General features: G+C 61.1%; 13 protein-coding genes. All 13 read right to left on the bottom strand.

Going from position 1 to position 17,795, the window contains the following annotated elements; all coding sequences use genetic code 11:
* Window positions 1–10: 10 nt before the first annotated feature.
* Window positions 11–889: a hypothetical protein gene (locus tag AC1RT4_RS08795; RefSeq protein ID WP_493085017.1), complete on the bottom strand. Its 879-nt coding sequence runs from the start codon at window positions 887–889 to the stop codon at window positions 11–13.
* Complete coding sequence (locus AC1RT4_RS08800; protein ID WP_493085019.1) at window positions 886–1,893, bottom strand: DUF2515 family protein; 1,008 nt, start codon at window positions 1,891–1,893, stop codon at window positions 886–888. Before AC1RT4_RS08800 ends, AC1RT4_RS08795 begins: the two co-directional genes overlap by 4 nt.
* Window positions 1,890–4,115 (bottom strand): type VI secretion system Vgr family protein, encoded by a 2,226-nt coding sequence (locus tag AC1RT4_RS08805; RefSeq protein WP_493085021.1) that lies wholly within the window; start codon window positions 4,113–4,115, stop codon window positions 1,890–1,892. Before AC1RT4_RS08805 ends, AC1RT4_RS08800 begins: the two co-directional genes overlap by 4 nt.
* A gap of 28 nt (window positions 4,116–4,143) precedes the next feature.
* A complete protein-coding gene (locus tag AC1RT4_RS08810; protein WP_493085023.1) occupies window positions 4,144–5,145 on the bottom strand; it encodes a serine/threonine-protein kinase in 1,002 nt (333 codons plus the stop codon).
* Complete coding sequence (locus AC1RT4_RS08815) at window positions 5,142–5,870, bottom strand: PP2C family protein-serine/threonine phosphatase (RefSeq protein ID WP_007954391.1); 729 nt, start codon at window positions 5,868–5,870, stop codon at window positions 5,142–5,144. The genes AC1RT4_RS08810 and AC1RT4_RS08815 overlap by 4 nt, the downstream gene beginning before the upstream one ends.
* Window positions 5,870–9,409 (bottom strand): type VI secretion system membrane subunit TssM, encoded by a 3,540-nt coding sequence (tssM, locus tag AC1RT4_RS08820; RefSeq protein ID WP_493085025.1) that lies wholly within the window; start codon window positions 9,407–9,409, stop codon window positions 5,870–5,872. Before tssM ends, AC1RT4_RS08815 begins: the two co-directional genes overlap by 1 nt.
* 13 nt (window positions 9,410–9,422) lie before the next feature.
* Window positions 9,423–10,298, bottom strand: coding sequence for a type IVB secretion system protein IcmH/DotU (icmH, locus tag AC1RT4_RS08825; RefSeq protein WP_007954389.1), 876 nt, complete (start codon window positions 10,296–10,298; stop codon window positions 9,423–9,425).
* A gap of 5 nt (window positions 10,299–10,303) precedes the next feature.
* The gene (tssK, locus tag AC1RT4_RS08830; RefSeq protein WP_011336586.1) at window positions 10,304–11,635 is read right to left on the bottom strand and encodes a type VI secretion system baseplate subunit TssK; all 1,332 of its coding nucleotides are present in this window, start codon (window positions 11,633–11,635) and stop codon (window positions 10,304–10,306) included.
* Window positions 11,636–11,637: 2 nt separating this feature from the next.
* The gene (gene tssJ, locus AC1RT4_RS08835) at window positions 11,638–12,138 is read right to left on the bottom strand and encodes a type VI secretion system lipoprotein TssJ (protein ID WP_493085026.1); all 501 of its coding nucleotides are present in this window, start codon (window positions 12,136–12,138) and stop codon (window positions 11,638–11,640) included.
* Window positions 12,139–12,143: 5 nt separating this feature from the next.
* Entirely contained in the window at window positions 12,144–13,337 is a 1,194-nt protein-coding gene (tagH, locus tag AC1RT4_RS08840) for a type VI secretion system-associated FHA domain protein TagH (RefSeq protein ID WP_115079714.1), read from the bottom strand.
* Between the two features lie 18 nt (window positions 13,338–13,355).
* Complete coding sequence (locus AC1RT4_RS08845; RefSeq protein ID WP_003229566.1) at window positions 13,356–13,496, bottom strand: hypothetical protein; 141 nt, start codon at window positions 13,494–13,496, stop codon at window positions 13,356–13,358.
* A gap of 93 nt (window positions 13,497–13,589) precedes the next feature.
* Window positions 13,590–15,116 carry a sigma-54 interaction domain-containing protein gene (locus AC1RT4_RS08850; protein WP_493085027.1) on the bottom strand — a complete coding sequence of 509 codons (1,527 nt, stop codon included), beginning with the start codon at window positions 15,114–15,116 and terminating at the stop codon, window positions 13,590–13,592.
* A 10-nt stretch (window positions 15,117–15,126) separates the two neighbouring features.
* On the bottom strand, window positions 15,127–17,784 hold the full coding sequence (gene tssH / locus AC1RT4_RS08855; protein ID WP_493085028.1) for a type VI secretion system ATPase TssH: 2,658 nt from the start codon (window positions 17,782–17,784) through the stop codon (window positions 15,127–15,129).
* Between the last annotated feature and the right edge of the window lie 11 nt (window positions 17,785–17,795).

The following is a 17,795-nucleotide window of genomic DNA, read 5'->3' on the forward strand; positions in this document are numbered from 1 at the left end:
TCCTTCTAACTTACTTCAATGCTTTGATGGATGGATCTTGATAATTTGAGTCAATTTCAATACCCGCTTTTTCCGCCTTGTCTTCTCGGGACTTCCGAATAGCAGCATATTCTGTCATCTTGGCGGGCAGCAGCTCTTTCCAACGCTTTTTATCTTCAGCCTCGGTGAAAGCAGCACTCCAGTATTCACGTTCGGTGGTGAAGCTCAAACTTACCAAATACGTTCCGCGCTCATCAGGCGCATCATCAGAGTCTCGCCGCCATGCTTGCAACGTAAGATGATTGCCATCTTTATAAAAATGCCAATTGTAAAACTTACCGACTTTCAACCATCGCTCATGATCCAGATTATAGTTCGGATCCAGCCACGGATGACTTAATACGTTATCACCCATGACTTCATCAGCCGAGTTAATTTTGCCAATTTGACTCCCTGAAATTCTAGGATCAGAAGGTGCGTAATAGTGTACCCAGCCTGCTTTCTTTATATCGTTTATGAGATCGTATAGAAACGCTCGATACTCATCATGCTTGCTTCCATCCGGGAGACTCCGAACTGATAAGTCGAGGTTCTCCACAGTAGTGCCTACCTCACCATCCACTGCAGTACTGACACTCGCAACTTGGTCTAGACGCAGAGATTTATTCACCTCGACTGATGGAAGATCTTCATCACCGAATGACTTTTTAACTTTATACCAGCACATATCCACATCAGAAATGCACTCTTTTGAAAAAGACACAGGAGAACTAGAAAGTAGATTGCTTATCTCCTCACCAATCTCAACATTGATTAACTGGGTTTTGTTTGCCATGGAAACAGTCCCTACTTTGTCTGAGTCACCGCATGCAGCGAGTAATAAAAAAATCAACAACCCGTAAAATTTCATTTTCGGCTTTTCCAGGTAGAAATCGTCTCTATTTGCTGCTCCATATAATCTTTCTTTTGCCCCATCATTTTATGGTATTGCTTTGCAATTTCCAGAATAAACTCCATTCGATCAGATTCGTTAAACAAGTCACCTTTAGTCATCTGAACCCGCAACTCCTTATTATTTACATCGCAGGCAGAACTGAAAGAAGCAACCCGCAACGGTACAAACGGCGCACCCTCAGCGGCAGCTTGTGTCTGCAGAACCTTCTGAAACAAAAAGCCGTTATAGATAAGCGGCTGAAGAATTCTTCTTTGTTCATGATCAGCAATTGCCAAAAGTGATTGCTGTTGAATATTTCTTTTCGCAACCGGATCAGATGTCGTCTCGGATTTTTTTATGAGGTTGAAGCCTGCAGTGATGTCAGGAGTCAGTCCCAGATTTTTCAGAACAGGTAGTGCTTTATCCGCCCAAGGTAACTCATCGATATTCATCTGAACTTGCGCATCGCAGCTCTTCGCGTTCCGCTTCGGGGCACAGTCATTAAACTGCTCCGGATATTTTTTATAGAACCAATGCCAAACAAAAATATCTTGAAACAGCCAAAAGTTGCCCATGCCGAGGCCATTTTTGCCTATTTTGTAGGGGATCTGAAATGGCAACGGCACTATGCCTGTCAGGTACGGTTCCGAAGGAATGTAATCGAGACCACACATGACTTGCTTGCTCGCGAAAGCTGCCAATCCCATCCAGTAAAAGCGTCCCTTCAAGTCAGGTTTGCCGTCTTCACCACGCTCTAGGTAAAACTCAGCATAGGCTGCTGCAATGCGCGCGGCTCGTGCGCTGAAGTCACCCACCAACACCATTTTGCTCGACGAAGAAAACCAGCTCTTTTCTGGCACACTCAATCGGCTGATAGCCTCTTGCTGCCCCATCGTCCATAGCTTGTCGCACTTCAACGTGATGTCTTGAACGGAGCAGCTTTGGTTATTGGTTTTGAATGTAGCAACGGGTGCGCTCATTTATTTCTACTCGCTTCGTAATCGTCGGAGCCTTCCGGCACGATGAGTTCGTCCCACATCAGATGGACCTCAGCGGTTTCCTCGCTGTCAGTCACCACACGTGGATGCAGGCCATCCGTGTTGCTTTTGGAGATTTTCGGAGCGACCGACGAAGGGACAATAATCGCTGCCTTCACAGACTTGATGGGCTGACCGAGCCCGGTCACAAAACGGATTTGTTCGTCATACTTCGGACTATTGGCAGTACCGGACTTCAGTGTGTTCCCCGCCCGAGCCTGATCCGCAATCAGCGGAATGACCGGTGCCAGAATGCCAATCCCCGTACCGCTTCCCGCCGAGCCTCCGGCATTGATCTTCACCACCGGCCCAACCACCGTCACGCCACCGCCATCGAGCTTGATAAAACTCCCACCGCCCAGAATGGTCAGTTCGGTGCCAGCCTCAATCACCATCTTGTCGCCAGACTTCAGGTGGATCTCTTTCCCCACACTGGTCAGTTGGGCAGTGCCGAGTTTGATGTGCTGGCTTTCTCCTACCGTCAGGTGATCGTCGGCTTTCGCTTCGATCTTGCGGTCGCTGATGGTGGTGCGGTGTTCTTCAGCCTTCAGCTCGGTGTAGGTGTTCTTCACCACCGTGTCGTGGCGCTCATTGCCGACCCGAATCTTCTGGTCGTGCTCAACGTTTTCATCCCAGTCGCGCTGGGCGTGGATGAAGATTTGTTCGGCGCCTTTTTTGTCTTCGATGCGCAGTTCGTTGTAGCCACCGCCGCCCGGGGAGCTGAGGGTTTTGAAGACGCTGCGGGTCTTGTTCGCCGGGAGGGCGTACGGCACCGGGTTTTCCTTGTGGTACAGGCAGCCGGTCACCAGTGGTTGGTCGGGGTCGCCTTCGAGGAAGGTGACGAGGACTTCCATGCCGATGCGCGGGATGGAGATGGCGCCGTATCGGTCGCCGGCCCAACTGCTGGAGACGCGCAGCCAGCAGCTGGTCTTGTCGTCGGCCAGGCCTTCGCGGTCCCAGTGGAATTGCACCTTGATGCGGCCGTACTGGTCGCAGTGGATTTCTTCGCCTTTGGGGCCGGTGACCATCGCGGTCTGGCTGCCGAGCACGCGGGGTTTCGGGTGCTCCAGCGCGGGGCGGTAGAAAACGTCCCACGGGGTGGCGAGGAAGGTGTTGCGGTAGCCCTGGTGGAAGTCGTCCTTGTTGTCGGTGGTGTCGCTGGTCACCGACTCTTCGAGGACTTGCGGCTGTTTGCCTTCGTGGAAGATTTCGGTGAGCAGCCACAGGTCGTTCCACTCGCTGCGCGGGTGGTCGGACATTTCCATAAAGTGGCCACTGACCAGTTTGGTCTGGTCGCCGCGACCTTCGGCCTGACGGTAGTCGGCGCGATGACGTTCGAGGGCGCGCTGGCTGAGGAATTTGCCGCGCGCGCGGTCGATGAAGCGGCCGGGGTAGTCGTAGTCTTCGAGATCCGGTTCAGTGCTCTCGCCATCGGGTTTGTACGCTGCTTCCATTTGCAGGCGTGGTTTTTCGAAGTCGTAGTCGCGGCGCGTGGTGCGGCTGGTGCGGGTTTCCAGGCGCAGTTTGAAGCCCTTGATCACCGGTTCTTCGGCGACCATGCCGCTGCCCTGCACATACGCGGTCGGCTGGCCGAGGTTCGGGAACACGGTCTGGTCATCGCCGAACACCAGCAGATGGCCTTTCTTGCTGTGCTGGAAGTGGTAGTGAATGCCATCCTCTTCGCACAGTCGCTGGACGAAGTGCAGATCCGTTTCGTCGTACTGCACGCAGTAGTCGCGATCCGGGCACGGCTGGCTCAACTGAAAGCTGTAGGCGTTGCCCTTGATGCCATGCTCGTCGAGGATCAGCGCGATGATTTTCGGCGCCGACATCTGCTGGTAGATGCGCTGGTTGGTGCGGTGATGCAGGTATTGCAGCTGCGGCACCATGGAGACTTTGTAGCGGGTCAGGCGCTTGCCGGCATCGCCCTGGGCGACGCGGTAGATCTGTCCGTGGATGCCAGAGCCCTGTGGATCGAGGGCGAGGAAGGCCTGTTTGTGCAGGAGTTTTTCCAGGTCCAGATCCGGGTTTTCGCTGACCAGTTCCAGATCGAAACGGAACGGCTGACTGATGCCTTCGGTGCCGGTGAACGACAGCACTTGCAGGTCGCCTACGTAGTCTTCGACCGTGAGGCTGAAGTGCGTTTCGTTAGCTGGGTTGAACATAGTGTGCTCCCTGTTCGAATGTCATCCGTTACGCCCGCAGTCGCAAACGCTGCAACCAGGACGAAGTGGCGCCCAAGGCGTCACGCAATTGGTCGGCAGAAATGTTGCGCTCTGCCGCGTCAAAGGCCAGCGCGGTGCGCAGCGCGGGCCAGCAGTGTGTTGGCAGATTTGCCGGGGCTTGCAGTTCGCGATCCAGGTGTTCGTCACGGGCCTGGGTCGACGGCAAGCGGCGGAACGGGTGTTTGCCGCCCGCCAGTTCATAGATCACGCAGGCCACGCCGTACACGTCCGCGCTGGCCGACAGCGGTTGGCCCTCAAGCAGTTCGGGGGCGGCGTAGCCCGGGGTCCAGGCGTTGAAGCGCTCGCGGCTCAGGTGCGGCAGGCCGGGCAGGATGCCCTCCTCGGCTTGCCCGAGCCCGAAGTCAAAGAGGCGCACGCCGTCTTCGCTGAGCATGACGTTGCTCGGTTTCATGTCACCGTGCAGCACGCCGCGACGGTGGGCGTACGCCAGCGCGTCGAGCAGCGGCAGCGCGATGTCGCGCAGTTCTTTCCACGGCAGGCCCAGTGGCCGCTCGCAGAGCAGTTTGTCCAGGGTCAGGCCACGCATGAGTTCCATGGTGATGAATGCCCGCTGGCAATCGGTGTCCACTTCGAACGTGTGAGGTCGCAGCACGTTGTCGTGGCGCAGGCGTCGGGTCAGGGCGAACTCGCTGTAGAGCAAGGCACTGGCGTCCGGCGACTCGGCAAATTCTTCGCTGAGAATTTTCAGCGCAATGTAAGGATCGGGATCGCCGAACTGTTCGTGCAGCAGGTCCCGGGCCCGGTAAACCGCACCCATGCCTCCGGCCCCGAGCAGACGCTCGAGGTGGTAACGGCCTGCCAGAACATCCGGCAGTTCGCCGACGCTGACCCGTGTAGGCGCCAGCGCGGGTTCGGCGTTATGTTGCTTGGCGAAGGCGAAGTAAGTCAGGTTGTTGGCCTGCTCTTCGCTCATCAGCAAGTCGTCGACTGAGGATTCGATTTCAGTCATTGGCGGATCACCACGGCAGTCAGATTGTCGCGAGCGGCGCCACGCAGGGCGCCGTCGAACAGACGTTCCAGCGCCACATGCGGCGCCGCCAGGCTGAGGGCATTGCCGAGGGCATCGCTGCTCAGGCCTTGATACAAACCATCGCTGCACAGCAGGAACACATCGCCCGGATAGACCTCGAGCTCCAGCACATCCAGGGTCAGTTGTTCCGCTGCGCCCACCGCCCGGGTCAAGGCCTGGGCTGCCGGGTGCGCCGCAGCCTGTTCGACGCTCATCTGTTGCTCGTCGATCAGTTGCTGCTGCAGCGAATGGTCTTTCGACAGCTGATACAACCGCTGCCCGCGCCACAGGTAGCAACGGCTGTCGCCGGCCCAGATGCAGGCCGCGCGATTGCCGTCCACCAGCAGCGCCACGACGGTGCTGCCCATGATGCTGTCGTGACGCCCGGCGGTGACAGTCAACTCCTGCCCCAGGCGCCGGTTCAGCCAGTGCAGGCACTGGCGGATGGCTTTGAGGCGTTCGTCGAAGTCCTCGTGTTGCGGCAGTTCAGCCAGGCTGGCGACGATCAACTGGCTGGCGATGTCGCCACCCTGATGACCGCCCATGCCGTCCGCGACCACCCACAGCCCATGCTGCGGGGTGTCGAGGAAGGCATCTTCGTTGCGCGACCGCACCTTGCCCGGGTCGGTTCGCGCCGCGCTGCGCCAGGGACTGGCCACCAGCATCAGAGCTGCACCGGCATACGGAAGGTGCGCATCACGCCCATGTCGAACGGGTTCGGCGTACGCTGGCTGGTCAGCAGGTAGTTGGCGCGAAGGCCACCCACATCGGCTTTCAGCACCAGCACGTCGCGACCGGTCAGGTACTCGGTCTGCATCAGGTCGAACAGACGGAACAGCGACCACGGGCCGGAGTTCTTCTCGATGCCGATCGGGCGGCCGGCCATCTTGTCCATGACCAGGCTGGTGCGACCGTCTTCAGCGTCGGTCGGCCACTTGAAGCTCATCGGCAGGATCGGACCGTGGCGGTATTCCATGGTCTTGTCGCCGAACTTGAACTCGGAACGGCTGACCGCCGGATCGAGGGTGTACGGCTCCAGCTTGAACTGCACGGTCGGCTCGGCCGGGTTGATCGAGAAGAAGCTCTGGCGAATGTTCAGGGCAGCCGCCATCTGGTCGAGGAAGACCTTGGACACCGGCAGGCTGCGACCGTCGATGCTGCGCATCCGGTAGTTGCCCGGATCACCGCTGACGAACGGACGCATGTAGTTGTCGAAGAAGCGGTCGATGGTGCCTTGAGCCCGGAAGAACTCGCGGAAATCGCTGATCGCCACGTCGCTGGTGCTCGACGCGCTGAACGGGTAACGCTTGTTGATGGTTTTGCCATACACGCTGTACAGCTCGTTCTGATAACGGCCGTTCAGGTATTGGTAGGCATCGTTGAGCACCAGGCGCCACGAGTCTTCGGCCAGCACGTTGAACCACACGCTCAGCGGACGCGGCAGACGACCCGACGCATTGCGCAGGTTGGTCAGCGCATCACGCTGGCCGCTCATGCGGGTCTTGGCCAGTTCGAACGCGGCTTGCTCCGGTGTGCTGGAACGGGCGAGGCCCGCCAGTTGCAGCTGCAGGTCGTTGAGCGCGGTGAAGGCCGGGGTCAGGTCAGCGGCCGGGCCGTTGTTGTCGTCGAGCAGTTTATGCAGCGGCTCAAAGCGACGTTGCAGCGACTTCTTGGCAGTGTCCGGCAGGTTCTTCGCCACGTTCAGGGCCGAGGCCTTGTCCGCTGCCGCAGCGGCGAGTTTGCCAACCTTGCCCAGTTTGCCCTTCTGCCCCGCCAGCGCATCGGCAGCGTCACCGGCTTCATCCACCGGCTCGGGAGCCGCCTGGAATCGGGTGTTTTCGCGCACTTCAGTCAGCAGCGCCAGCACCGGCGAGTTGGCCGAGGTCAGGCCCGCCAGTTGCTCGGCGCCTTCACCGGCATCGCTGATCGGCGGCAATGCCACCTGGCCAACGGCCTCGCTCCAGTAGTTGGCGTAGTCGCGGAAGTACAGTTGCTCCAGCTCGACCATCAGGCGACGCAAGTCCATGTCGCTGATGCCCGCGCCTTCGCCCAGCACCCAGTTGTCACGCAGGATGTCGGTGACCAGCGACGCGCCTTGCACCGAGAAATACTGCTGATAACCGGTCTGGGTGTAGAAGCCCGGGATCACGTACTCGGTGCCAATGAACAGCGAGCCCTGCGGCCCGAGGTGTTGGCTGAAACGGTAATCCGGCAGGTTGCGCGCCTGCTCGCGGAGCATGCGGTAAACCACGTTTGCCAGCGATTCACTGCGCAGAACCTGACGCGCCTGAGTCACCAGTTGCTCGTTCAGCGGGTAGATAAACGGCAGCTTCAGCAGACGCTCCAGATGCGTATTCAAACCGTTCTGTACGGCGGTGTTGCCGTTGTAGCGCTGGGACCAGTCGGTAGCGATCCAATCCTTCAGCCATGCCGCGTCACGACGATCCTTCATGTTCAGCATCAGGTACGCGCGCAGGCTGTTGATCAGCTTTTCGCGGTCCTTCATGTTGGCACGGATCTGGCCTTCGAGCATGGTGGCAACGCGTGGCAGCAGTTGCTTTTCAAGCTCGCGCTCGTAGGCTTCCTTGACCACCGGACTGACGTGCTGGCCTTGATACAGACCGACACGCTCGTGGTAAGACACGTCGCTCTTGTTCGGGAACACCTGGGTGGCGGCGTAGCTGGTGTCGAGGGTTTTCAGCGCGCCCATCGCGTCATCGCGTGGCGATAGCACCGTGCGTTGCTGCGTCCAGTTCTGCGCCAGGTTGCGCAGGTTTTCCAGACGCTCGTAGTTGGCCGAGAAACCACCGGCCCACAGCATGCCGAACAGTACCAGTGCACCTAGTGCACCGACGTACAACGCACGCTGGCCCCAATGGATGCGGCTGCGCTCGCGCTTGTCCAGACCGGCCAGATCGGCCTCGGGGAAAATCACGCGGCTGAGCAAATGGTGGATGAACCGCGAACGACCGCTGCGCAGTGTCGGCAACACGCCGGCGCTCATGCCCAGACTCGCGCCGATGCCGGCGGTGGTCGAATCCATTTCGTGGGTCAGGTGCGGTGCGCTGGTCAGGTAGAAACCACGCAATAGCGTCGCACGCTGGTAGCGGTTGCCGGTGAACGCCATGTCGACGAACAGGCACAGGCGCTCGCCGATCTGGCCCATCTGGTGCGGGAAGTCGAGGATGCGGCCACGGCGCTGGGTGTCGCGCTCGGAGTGCATGCGCATGATCACTTGGCTGTTGAGGCGACGCAGCAGCTCTTCGAACTCGCCGCGCAATACAGCCACGTCGGTGCCGACCTGATCCTTGCGGAAACTGGTACCCAGCACCTGATCGCTTTCTTCGCGGGTCAGTTGGTCGAAGAATTCGTCGAAACCCAGCAGCTTGTCAGCCTTGCTCAGCACCAGATACACCGGCACGTCGACGTGCAGCTTCTGATAGACGTCTTGCAGACGCGCGCGCACCTGGCGAGCCAGCGTGTCGATGTCCTGCTCGCTGCCACTGGTGAGGGTTTCCACCGGAATGGTCACCAGCACGCCGTTCAGCGGACGACCGCGACGACGCTTGCGCAGCAGCTCCAGCAGAGTGGTCCAGGCGCTGCCGTCGACTTCCGAATCCGGTTGGGTCAGGTAGCGGCCGGCGGTATCGATCAGCACACCGTGATCGGCGAAGTACCAGTCGCAATGACGGGTGCCGTGGGTGTCGCGGGTCAGCTTGCGGTCGATCTTGTTGATCGGGAATTCCAGCCCGGAGAAGTCCAGCAGGCTGGTCTTGCCACTGGCCTGCGGGCCGATCAGCAAGTACCAAGGCAAGTCACTGCGCCAGCGCTCGCTGCGGCCGCGATACAGGCTCGAAGTCTTGAGGGTTTTCAGGGCGTCCTTGAAACGCTCCTTCAACTCTTTCTGCTCTTCTTCGATCAGTTCGTCACGGCGGATACGGTCCTGGCCGTCTTCGGTTTCTTCGACGGCTTTCTTGCGGATACCGGCGCGCCAGCTGACGAAGACCATGGTCAGGCCCCAGATCAGGAACAGCACGCTGATGGTCAGCAAGCGCGAGGTGGAACTCTCCCAGAACTTGTAGTCATCCACCGCCAACAGCGGGCCGACGAACCACACCAGCAGCGCCACAAACAGCACCAGCAGCAGGGTCCAGACCCAGGTCTGGCGCAGGAAGGCGCCGACTTTCTTGAAAAACTTTTTCATCACACGTCCCTGTTTACGGCTGCGACTGCGGCTGGACCGCGGCCGGATCAAGCGGCTGATAAGGTTGCAGAACGGTGTCGCGCTGCTCGCCCAAGACCCAGGCGAAGCCCGAATACATCATCACCAGGCAGACGAAGGTGAACAGCACCACCATCCACGCCGGCACGATGCGCACCAGGTTGCGGCGCTGATCGTTGAGGCCTTCCCACTGCGGCGACAATTCGCGCGGCACGTCGCCACGCAACTGACGGATCTGCCGGTACAGGGCGTCGCGGATGCCTTCGAGTTCCAGCATGCCGCGCGCCTGCACGCGGTACTTGCCCTCGAAACCGAGAGACAGGCACAGGTACATCAGCTCCAGCATCGGCAGGTGCTTGACCGGGTTTTTCGACAGCCGATCGAGCAGCTGGAAGAACTTCTCGCCACCGAAGGTTTCGTTGTGGAAGCTGCTGAGCAGGCTCATCTGCGACCACTCGCTTTCGTTGCCCCAAGGCGTGGTCACGACGGCTTCGTCGACCACGGTGCAGAGCACGTAACGGGCAGCCATCACCTGGCTGCTTTCGGCGCCGTTGTGCAGGGCGCGCACTTCAAACAGCTTGAGCCCGGCGGTCAGGCGCTCGTTGAGCGCGTAGAGGTCTTCGCGAGTTTCGCTGTGCTTGAGGCGCACCACTTCCGACAGCAGTTCGGACGACGCCGCCACCAGCGAATTGAGGCTGATGTTGAAGGCTTCCGCCGGGCGCAAGCGCGCGGCGTAGATCATCCGTTCTTCCAGTTGTTCGAAGCGCGGTGGCGCAGCGAAGTCGGTCAGCGGACTCGCCGCCGGGCCATGGCCCTGACGGTCGAGCAGGACGGTTTTGTCGTCCTGGTTGTGTTCCATGTCCTTGATCATGTCGGTCAGTTCCTGATGGCCCAGAATTTCAGTTCAAGCTCGGCAAATTCGCCGGACACGTGGAACGCGAAGCCGCCGGAGCGCTCGAGTTGTGCCAGGTCTTCGGAACTGAGTTCGAGGATGAAATAGGTTTTGTTCGAGTGGAACGCGATCTGCCGCGGGGCCACCGGCAACGGTTTGACCTTGATCCCCGGCAGGTGCAGGTTGACCAGTTGGCGGATGCGCTCCACCGGGCCGACCTTGAGGTGCGCAGGCAAGCGGTTGCGCAGTTCTTCGGAGTCGCAGTTGGCACTGGCTGCCAGCACGAACGACGCCGAGCCCAGCAGTTTGTGGTCGTGCAGCGGCGACACGATGATCCCGTACTGACGCGCTTGCAGGATCAGTTCGATGGCGTGTTGCTCCAGCACCATCGACAGCACCTGACGGATCGACTCCATCAGTTTGCGGAAGCTCGCACCCTGGTCGGCGTGGGAGTAACGACTGTCCAGACGCGGGCGTTTGCTGTCGCTGGAGAAGGTCGCCAGATCACCGAGCATGGTCAGCAGCGTGCGGTACAACTCCTCCGGATGAACCTGCTCCAGGCCCAGATAGTGGCGCAGCAGCAGTTCGGTGCGGTTGATCAGTTGCAGCATCATGAAGTCACCGATTTCCGCGCCACCGACCTTGCCGTTCGAACGAATGCGCTCGGCAATGGTGTCGCCCCGGTGACCGAGCATGCTGATCACTTCTTTCAGGCACGACAGCAGGTAGCTGGAGGCGTGGGCCTGAATGTAGGTCGGCACGAAATCCGGGTCGAGGCTGATCACGCCGTCCGGCGTGGTGTCGAGCACGTCGCAGATCTTCAGCTTCACGTAGGCCTGGTCGCTCTGCTGCTCGCCGAGCAACAGTTTGAAGTCCGGGCGACCGCAGCTGACCTGGCTGGCGGAATCATCACCGGCGTTGGAGTCGGCGACTTCGGCGTCATACGCGGTGTAGCGCGCCAGCACATCGGACTGCTCCGGACGGCGGGCCTCGATGTGGTTACCGGTGACCAGCGGCAGTGCCAGGTAGATCGGCATGTTGCCGGTGTTCGGCGGCACGTCCAGCGCCAACGGTTCGGTGTTGCCGCCGAGTTCGAACAGGCTGCCGTCCGGCAGGATCCCCGAGGCTTCACTGATCACCAGTTTGCCCATGTTGAGGAACTGCAAGTCGATCTCAAGGTTCAGGAAACCCCAGGTGTAGCCGCCCAGCAACTGGGTGCGGGTCTTCATCTGGTGATCGTAGTAGCGGTCGTTGTGCTGGAAGTGCTGCGGGCGCAGCAGCATGCCTTCCTGCCAGATGACTTTATGGGTATTCATGATCAGTCATCCGCCTTGGCGAGCACTTCGTTGGTCTTGCGGATACCGGCCTGATCCAGGGTCAGATCGGCTCCGGTGACTTCCAGCGGCGTGATCGGGAACGTGTGGCGCCATTTGGTTTCCGGCAGGTCGCGGTATGCGGCGAGGATGCCGATGAAGCGGCTGCCCTCCTCCACGCTGAGTTTCAGCTCCACGGTTTCACCCGGGCGCAGTTCGAGTTCTTCGCTGGCCACCAGATCCGGGTTGAGGGATTCCTTGGCGCGCTCGTAGAGGCTGAAGAAATCGGCGTTCTCGAACGTCACCGGGTGCTTGAGTTCGAACAGGCGCACCACGATCGGCGACGGACGACCGTTGAGGTCCGGGTTCAACTGATCGCTGCCGGTCAGCTTCAGGTTGATCTTGGTCACTTTCGAGTACGGCGACAGCGACGAGCAACCGGCGAGCAGCACCAACAGGGTGAGCGCGGTCAGCGTCTTGAAAAAAGCGGTCGAGCGGCGAGACATGCGCATCATCCTTGGTGGTCGGTGTGGAGGGTGGAGATCAGGCGGATCTGTTCTTCGTAGGCCTGGGCGAAGTCGCGGGCCAGCAGGCGCTCGCTCCAGTCGTCGTCCTGACGCAGCGCATGGTGGTAACGGTTGAACGCTCTCCAGCGGCCGCCGGCGGTGGCGAGCAACGGTTTGTTGTCACGCTCGAAACGCAGGGTCAGTTGTTCCGGCGAGAAGTGCTCCAGAGTGCCGCGCACCGCCGCGCGGCTGGCGGTCAGCAGCGCCACCTGATGCGCCTGCAAGTCGCGGAACGCGCGGGAGATCGCCTGCTCGGCCGGCAAGTGGCCCGGCTTGTTCGGCTGCAACAGGATGTCCAGCGCTTCGCTCGGGTCGACGGCGAATTTCAGCGGATTCTTGTTGGTGCCTTGCACGGTGGTCTGGGCCAGACGCAGTTCGTTCTTCAGCTCGGAGCGGGTGCGCAGGCTCTGTTGCAGGCCGCCGACGCTCTGGCGCAGCAGACGTGCAGCGTTCAGCGCGAGGGCTTCACGCTCGTCGTGGCTGAGGTTCTTCACGTTCACGCCGAGAGCCGCGCCGAATTTATCCCAGAAGGTTTCGCTCTGACGCTCGACCGCTTTCGGTGCCGGCGCTGGCTCAGGCGTGGGCTCGACGATCAGCTCCGGCACCATCAGGCTTTCCATGTCGATGCGCGCGTAGTCGGCGCGCTGACGGGAGTCTTCAGGGTCGGTAACCGGTGCGAGCATTTCCTCGAATTCCGAGTACACGCGCTCTTGCTGCTCCAACGACTTCAGCGGATCGAGGTCGAGGAACGCGTCGTCCGGAATGATGCTGCCGGCGGCACGTGGCAGGCCGACTTCACCGTCGAAGGTCGCCGGGTCGCGCACCAGTCGCGCACGGATCTCGAAGTCGCCCAGCACGTAGGTGCTGCCGTGCTCGATGCGCACCGGTTCGCCCTTGTGCAGGCGTGCGCCGCTGTCGCCGTCCTGAACACCGTTGCTGCTGGTGTCGGTCAGGAAGAACGTGCCCTCGCGATAGCTGACAATCGCGTGGTGATTGGACAAGTGACGCTTGCGGTCAGGGATGATCCAGTCGCAGTCCTCGCCCCGCCCGATCACGCCGCCGGCCTGTTTGAAGGTCCGCTGGCACAGCTCGGTGGGCACGAACTGTTTGGTGTTCAGCATTTCGAAAACCAATTCCATGTTTGATGCTCCTTGCGGTCACTTGCCGCGATTGACCGCCTGCGGATCACCCAACGGGCGGTAATCGTTATCGTTGAATTTGTAATTGCCGCTGCAGCCGCCGAGGCCGCATAGAACGACGAGGGTCAGCAGGACAGCGTGCCAGTGACGAACAGACATCAGAGGGTCTCCAGGTGTAGACAAAGCACAAAGCGCCGACCCTTGCGGGCGGCGCTGAAATAGGTGTTCGAGGTGAAGCCGACGGACTTTCGCCTACCCATCGAAATCACCCAGATTGATGTTCAAGCGGCCGAGCCGGTACAGCAGCGTGCGTCGCGGCAGGCCCAGTTCCCGGGCGGCGAGCGTCTGGTTGCCGTCGTTCTTGCGCAGGCAATCGAGCAGCAGATTGCGTTCGACCGCTTCCAGTCGTTCGCGCAGATTGAGGCCGCAGTGGTCTTCCGGTGCCGGCGCCGATTCCAGGCGCAGCGAAAAATGCTCGGCCAGCAACTCGCCGCCCTCGCACAACAGCACCGCACGCTCGACCAGGCCTTTGAGTTCACGCACGTTGCCGGGGAAGGTGTAACCGGACAGGTGTTCCAGCGCCGCGTCCGACCAGCGCACCGGATCGCGTTGCAGGAAGGTGCAGGCCTTGTCGGCGAAGTGTTTGGCCAGGTCGAGGATGTCGCCTTCGCGCTGGCGCAGGGCCGGCAACTCGATCGGGAATTGCGCGAGGCGGTAGTACAGGTCTTCGCGGAATTTGCCTTCACTGACGAGCACCGACAGATCGCGGTGCGTCGCGGCGATGATGCGCACATCGATCTTGTGGGTGTCGTTGGAACCTAGCGGACGGATCTCGCCTTCCTGCAACACGCGCAGCAATTTGGCTTGCAGCGACAGCGGCATGTCACCGATTTCATCGAGCAACAGGGTGCCGCCATTAGCCGCATCGAACAGCCCGGCGCGGTCGCGATCGGCGCCAGTGAACGCGCCTTTGCGATAGCCGAACAGCTCGCTTTCCAGCAGGTTTTCCGGGAACGCCGCGCAGTTCTGCACGATGAACGCCTGTGACCGGCGCGGGCCGCAATCGTGGATCGCCCGCGCGACCACTTCCTTGCCGGTGCCGGTCTCGCCACGCAACAGCACGGTGTACGGGCTGTGCAGGACTTTGCTGATCAGCGAGTAAGTCTGGCGCATCGCCGCGCTCTTGCCGATCAGGCCGTAGCCGCTGGCACTCGGCAGACTGCGCACGACCGGCGCCGCCGCATCTACGGGCTGGCGCAGACGTTGCAGCAAGTGCAACTGTCCGAGCACGAACGAGCCGAGCTGACCGAGGGAATCGGCAAACCCTTGCAGGTTGATGTGACGACGGCTGGCGCACAGCAACAGGCCTTCGACAGCCTTCTGCTGATTAACCAGCGGCACGCACAACAGCGACTGCCACGGCGTGGACGATGCCGGCAGAAAGCTGGTTTCTTGCAGGCTGCCGCCCAGGTCGTCGAAGCACACCACACGGTTCTGGCACAGGGCGAACTGCAACAGTTGCTCGCCGTTGTAATCCGCCGGCAGGCTCGCCGCGCTGCGCGGTTGCAGCACACCGTCGAGGCATTCGGCGTTCATCCCCAGCGACGTGTGCGTGGCATCCAGCAAATACAGTTGCGTCAGTTCGCAACCGCTCAGCCCGGCCAGACCGCGCACGAAGTCACCCAGCAGCGCAGCACCATCCGCCGCCCGCGACAGGCTGGCGAACTGCGCCAGCAAGGCTTCGGCATAGAGCAGTGGCTGCGGCACTTGAGTGAACATCACACTCACCTCAGGCGAACTCGCAAGTCACGCTGGCTTCACCGTCGAGCGTCGCATGCACGCGCTTGAGGCTTTCACCGGTGGCCATGGCGTCGAGCAAACGGTCGGCCACCAGCGGCAGCACGTGCTGGTCGAGCAAGTGGTCGATCAGGCGCGCACCGCTTTCGCTTTGAGTGCAACGCTCGGACAGGTGATCGACAAGGTTCTGGCACCAGCTGAAGTCCAGCTGACGACGGTTCAGGCGCTCGCCCAGACGACCGAGTTTGATCTCGATCAGCTCGCGCAGCACCGGGCCACCGACCGGGTAGTACGGCACCACTTTCATCCGCGCCAGCAGCGCCGGTTTGAAGTGTTTGCTGAGCACCGGGCGAATGGTTTCTTCCAGCACATCGGCGGTCGGACGCGCGCCGTCTTCGCAGAGGTCGCTGATCTTGTCGCTGCCCAGGTTCGAGGTCATCAGGATCAACGTATTGCGGAAGTCGATCTCGCGACCCTCACCGTCGTTGGCCACGCCTTTGTCGAAGATTTGGTAGAACAGGTTGAGCACGTCCGGGTCGGCCTTCTCGACTTCATCGAGCAATACCACCGAGTACGGCTTCTGCCGCACGGCTTCGGTGAGCATGCCGCCCTCGCCGTAACCGACGTAGCCTGGGGGTGCACCGATCAGGCGGGAAACGGTGTGCTTCTCCTGGAACTCGGACATGTTGATGGTGGTGATGAAACGGTCGCCGCCGTACAGCAGGTCGGCGAGCGCCAGTGCGGTTTCGGTCTTGCCGACGCCGCTCGGGCCCACCAGCAGGAACACGCCGACCGGTGCGTCAGGCTTGTTCAGGCCGGCAGCGGTGGCGCGCATCGAGCGATCCAGTGCGTGCACGGCTTGTTCCTGACCACGGATGCGGGTGCGCAGGTCGGTGGCGAAGCTCGCGACCTTGGCGTTGTGTTCGCGGGCCAGTTGCGCCAGCGGCACGCCGGTCCAGGCGCTGATCACTTCGGCCACCAGACGCGGGCAGACTTCGAAGCTGACCAGACGCTCCTTGACCTGAGCGGCGGTCAGGGCGCTGTGGGTTTCGTTGAGTTGCGCTTCCAGCGCTTCGACGCTGAGGGTTTCGTCGACTTCGGCGGCGTGGGTTTCGATCACGGTGCCTTCGGCGTCTTCTTCAACGGTGACCACCGGCTCGACCGCAGCGGCTTCACGGGCCTTGGCCAGTTGCTGACGCAGTTCCAGCAGGCGCTCGGCCAGTTGCTTCTGCTCGGTCCACAGGGTTTCCAGTGCGACCATTTCCGCCTCGGCTTCGTCCAGACGCGCTTCCAGTGCCTCCAGCGCTTCGTGGTCGATCAGCAGACCGGCTTCGGCATCGCGGCGCAGGGCCTGACGCTGACGGCCACCTTCAGCCAGTTCGCCGCGCAGGCGTTCCAGGCTTTCCGGGGCAGCAGCGAGGCTGATGCGAACGCGGGCGCACGCGGTGTCGAGCACGTCGACAGCCTTGTCCGGCAGTTGCCGACCGGCCAGGTAACGGGCGGACAGTTCCGCTGCCGAAACCACCGCGTCATCGCGCAGGTAGATGCCGTGGCTCTTTTCGTAGACCTGAGCCAGACCACGCAGGATGGTCACCGCTTCGCTCACGGTCGGTTCGTGCAGTTGAACCGGCTGGAAACGACGGGCCAGCGCCGGGTCTTTCTCGAAGTATTTCTTGTACTCGGCCCAGGTGGTCGCAGCGATGGTGCGCAGCTCACCGCGAGCCAGCGCCGGCTTCAGCAGGTTGGCCGCGTCGGAACCGCCGGCATTGCCACCCGCGCCGATCAGGGTGTGGGCTTCGTCGATGAACAGAATGATCGGCTTCGGCGAGGCTTTGACCTCGTCGATCACGCCTTTCAGACGACGCTCGAATTCACCTTTGACGCTGGCGCCGGCCTGCAACAGGCCCATGTCCAGCGACAGCAACTCGACACCCTTGAGCACCTGCGGCACTTCACCGGCAGCGATGCGCGAGGCCAGGCCTTCGACGATGGCGGTTTTACCGACACCGGCTTCACCGACCACGATCGGGTTGTTTTTGCGGCGGCGGGCGAGGATGTCGACCATCTGGCGGATCGCGCCATCACGGCACAGCACCGGGTCGAGTTTGCCGTCGCGGGCCTGTTGAGTCAGGTTGTGAGTGAAGCGCTCCAGCAGCGATTCGCCCTGGGCGGCCGGTTTGCCGTTGGCCGCTGCCTGAGGCTGTTGCGACAGCGCAAATTCCTTCAGGCGATCGATGTTCAGTTTGGCGAGCAACGGCTGGTAGCGGCTGCCGGCGTAGCGCATCGGGTTGCGCAGCAGCGCGAGGATCAGCGCCGCGTCTTCGACCGAGGTCTGGCCCAGTTCAAGATTGGCCACCAGCAGTGCGTCTTGCAGCCACTGCACCAGTTCCGGGGCGAACACCGGATTGCGCGAAGCGCTGTGCTCGACCCGCGATTGCAGGGCGGCGCTCAGTTCGCCAGCGTCAACGTCGGCATCCTGCAGCGCGCGGGAGAGCAAACCGTTCGGGCGCTCCAGCAGGCCGAGCAGCAAGTCTTCGACCAGAATCTTGCTGCCGCCACGGGCCACGCAGCGCTCGGCCGAACGCTCCAGATCGCGACGGGTTTCGGCGTCCAGCGCCTGGATGAGTTGTTGCAGGTCTACGTTGATCATGGCTCACGTCC

The sequence above is a fragment of the Pseudomonas sp. GW821-FHT11D10 genome (assembly GCF_058808435.1).

Excerpts from the sequence above, each read along its gene's own strand:
- AC1RT4_RS08795 (WP_493085017.1), bottom strand. The coding sequence starts at position 889 with ATGAAATTTTACGGGTTGTTGATTTTTTTATTACTCGCTGCATGCGGT.
- AC1RT4_RS08800 (WP_493085019.1), bottom strand. The coding sequence starts at position 1,893 with ATGAGCGCACCCGTTGCTACATTCAAAACCAATAACCAAAGCTGCTCC.
- AC1RT4_RS08805 (WP_493085021.1), bottom strand. The coding sequence starts at position 4,115 with ATGTTCAACCCAGCTAACGAAACGCACTTCAGCCTCACGGTCGAAGAC.
- AC1RT4_RS08810 (WP_493085023.1), bottom strand. The coding sequence starts at position 5,145 with ATGACTGAAATCGAATCCTCAGTCGACGACTTGCTGATGAGCGAAGAG.
- AC1RT4_RS08815 (WP_007954391.1), bottom strand. The coding sequence starts at position 5,870 with ATGCTGGTGGCCAGTCCCTGGCGCAGCGCGGCGCGAACCGACCCGGGC.
- tssM (WP_493085025.1), bottom strand. The coding sequence starts at position 9,409 with ATGAAAAAGTTTTTCAAGAAAGTCGGCGCCTTCCTGCGCCAGACCTGG.
- icmH (WP_007954389.1), bottom strand. The coding sequence starts at position 10,298 with ATGATCAAGGACATGGAACACAACCAGGACGACAAAACCGTCCTGCTC.
- tssK (WP_011336586.1), bottom strand. The coding sequence starts at position 11,635 with ATGAATACCCATAAAGTCATCTGGCAGGAAGGCATGCTGCTGCGCCCG.
- tssJ (WP_493085026.1), bottom strand. The coding sequence starts at position 12,138 with ATGTCTCGCCGCTCGACCGCTTTTTTCAAGACGCTGACCGCGCTCACC.
- tagH (WP_115079714.1), bottom strand. The coding sequence starts at position 13,337 with ATGGAATTGGTTTTCGAAATGCTGAACACCAAACAGTTCGTGCCCACC.
- AC1RT4_RS08845 (WP_003229566.1), bottom strand. The coding sequence starts at position 13,496 with ATGTCTGTTCGTCACTGGCACGCTGTCCTGCTGACCCTCGTCGTTCTA.
- AC1RT4_RS08850 (WP_493085027.1), bottom strand. The coding sequence starts at position 15,116 with ATGTTCACTCAAGTGCCGCAGCCACTGCTCTATGCCGAAGCCTTGCTG.
- tssH (WP_493085028.1), bottom strand. The coding sequence starts at position 17,784 with ATGATCAACGTAGACCTGCAACAACTCATCCAGGCGCTGGACGCCGAA.